We start from the raw sequence: 2,611 nt of genomic DNA, 5'->3' as shown, positions 1-2,611 counted from the left end.
GCGTGGCCCCTTTGTCGTTGACTGTTTCGCTCAACCTTGTGCCGTCGTTTAACGGCGCTTTTACACCGGCGCTAACAGAGATGAATACCCCATCTTCGACCTCAAATTGAACGCGCCGTAACAGGGGCTGATATTCTTCCCGGAACAGCAGGTGCGTGTGTTTCTGTATGGCGCGCCGGTGGATAGGCCAGCATCCGACTTCGCGCGTGCACGAACTCACGCCGCGCATCTGGAAACAACGCTTTGCCGACAATTCGCAGTGCTCGCCTCTGCATCGGATCGCCTAAGGTTGCAAGAACGTCGGGGAGTTACCGATTACGAGCCGGGACGGGTCGCGTCATAGTCTGCACGGTGAGTGCCGAGCAGTGAATGCATTCATGCTCTCATCGAGTGCAAGATCCTCATTCCGAGGCGCAGGGCGCAGGGTGCGGGATGCGACCGTAGCGCAGCACGCGATCACGCGGACCGAATGCACTACGCGCCGCTTATCTTGAAATTCTTGAAACGATCGGGAAACGAAATATGGCTATTGGCATCGGCGGATCGAATGCAGCGACGGAACTGGCGAAACTCGAGAACATGACGGACGACGTTGCGACAATCCAGCCCGCGGAATATGCGGCGCGAGTCGAACGCGCACAGGCACTGATGAAACTGCACGGCCTCGATGCGATCTACGTCGAATCGGGCACGAACCTGCTTTACTTCACGGGCGTCGCGTGGCGTCGCAGCGAACGTCTGACGGGGGCGCTGATTCCTGCGTCGGGTCCGCTGCAATACATCGTGCCGGCGTTCGAACGCGGCACGTTCACCGGCATGATGCAGATTCCTGGAGACCTCCATTGCTGGAACGAGAACGAGGATCCTTACCGGCTGCTCGCGGACGTCGTCGAGCGCCAGGGGATCGGTGACGGCACTCTCGGATTCGACGAATCCGCGCCGTACTTCATGTATGAAGGCATTCGCGAACGGGCGTCGAAACTGCGGATTCGCAGCGCGGTGGATGTCACGCGCGCATGCCGGATTCGCAAATCGGCGACCGAACTCGCATTGATGCAGCGTGCGAACGACATGACGCTGCGCGTCCACCAGGCGGCGGCCGCGATCTTGAGAGAGGGCGTCAGTGCTGACGAAGTGCTCGATTTCATCGACAACGCGCATCGCGCAGTGGGCGCACTGCGCGGGTCGACGTTCTGCATCGTGCTGTTCGGTCCGGACACGGCTTATCCGCACGGCGTCAAGCATCCGAAGCGGCTTGAGCGCAACGACATGGTGTTGATCGATACGGGCTGCCAACTGCACGACTACCACTCCGACATTACGCGCACATACGTGTTTGGCGACGCGAGCACACGTCAGCGTGAGGTTTGGGCGCACGAGAAGCGAGCGCAGCAGACCGCGTTCGAGCGCGTGAAGGCAGGCATGGCAGCTGAAGAGGGTGATCGTGCGGTCCGTGACTATCTGAAGTCGGTCGGCTATGGGCCGGGCTATGCATTGCCCGGCCTGCCGCATCGAACCGGTCACGGAATCGGTCTCGATATCCACGAATGGCCTTATCTCGTCGGCGGCGATCGGACGATACTCGATGAAGGCATGTGCTTCAGCATCGAGCCGATGCTTTGCGTTCCGAACGAATTCGGCATCCGTCACGAGGATCATGTGTACATCACGGCCGACGGTCCGCGTTGGTTCACGCAGCCGGCAACAAGCATCGACGATCCGTTCGGGCTTGGTTGAGCGAGGATGACGCTGCGGCGGCAGCGGCGTCCGGCAATATCGACAGCGACGAGGCCGCGTCTTCGCGAGGCCGGTACGACAGATGCCCCGCTGATCGGCGCAAGCGCAGTCGCGGCGAGCACGTCGGCGGCACGCTTGTCATGCTGTTCACACATTGGGTGGAGCGGTCCGTCGGTCGGTGTCGCCGCGGATGCCGTCATGGCGAGATGTGTGAAGCTGCTCGGCGCCGAGCACCGATTTCGCCTTGACACGACAACATGGCTTGCGCGGCAAGCGACGAGCCCTTTCCAAGTAACGACGAGCATGGCATGGCGCAGTGTGAGCGGCGGTATCGTGGCGGCGCTGAAGGCTATCGTGGACATCCGGAACGTCAAGGCTGCGATCGCCCGATTTGGGCGGCGCTGCGTGCGCTGCATTGCGGACGCGTCGTGGATTTCGTCGACATACCTGATCGCCGGGATCGAGGTGCTCCCGCTGACGAGGCTGTTGTCGCGCAGGCTCGGCTTCAGACGCTCGCGGTCAATTGGCCAGACGTTCATGGCCGCGTCGCTACTGTGCGCACAGTCCGAGCTTTGGGATGACCGTCGACTGTCGGCCGCTGCGGGGGGCCATGCAACTGAAGTCGACGCGATGAGAATGCTTCCCAGATTCACTGGCATGTTGGCGTGCTATTGGATCGCGAAGGCGAGTTTCATGCGACCGCCGACGTGTCGTTCGGCGTTGCGCAGGGAGATTTCCTCCCGATCGACGGGAGCGGCGATAGAAAATCGACTATTCCGGGTGCTCCGTTCGTCCGCTAGGGTCTGTTTACATTCGATGAAATGTGTTTACATCTTGTTTTTTGCACAAGCGGGCCAAGATGATTCGAAAGTTA

General features: G+C 60.7%; 1 protein-coding gene and 1 pseudogene. Both read left to right on the top strand.

Annotation, left to right across the window (positions count from 1 at the left end; genetic code table 11):
* Nucleotides 1-522 precede the first annotated feature (522 nt).
* Nucleotides 523-1,737, top strand: coding sequence for a M24 family metallopeptidase (locus WS69_RS19460; protein ID WP_059472325.1), 1,215 nt, complete (start codon nucleotides 523-525; stop codon nucleotides 1,735-1,737).
* A gap of 210 nt (nucleotides 1,738-1,947) precedes the next feature.
* Nucleotides 1,948-2,611, top strand: a pseudogene (locus tag WS69_RS34920) (hypothetical protein); the annotation flags it as partial.

Origin of the sequence: Burkholderia sp. BDU5, from assembly GCF_001522845.1 — a bacterium.
Taxonomy (GTDB): Bacteria; Pseudomonadota; Gammaproteobacteria; order Burkholderiales; family Burkholderiaceae; genus Burkholderia; species Burkholderia mayonis.
Note: the sequence above shows the minus strand (reverse complement) of the source record. Positions and strands in the feature narration are given on the sequence as shown.

What these genes read in the sequence shown, in the direction of transcription:
- WS69_RS19460 (WP_059472325.1), top strand. Translation starts at nt 523, where the DNA reads ATGGCTATTGGCATCGGCGGATCGAATGCAGCGACGGAACTGGCGAAA.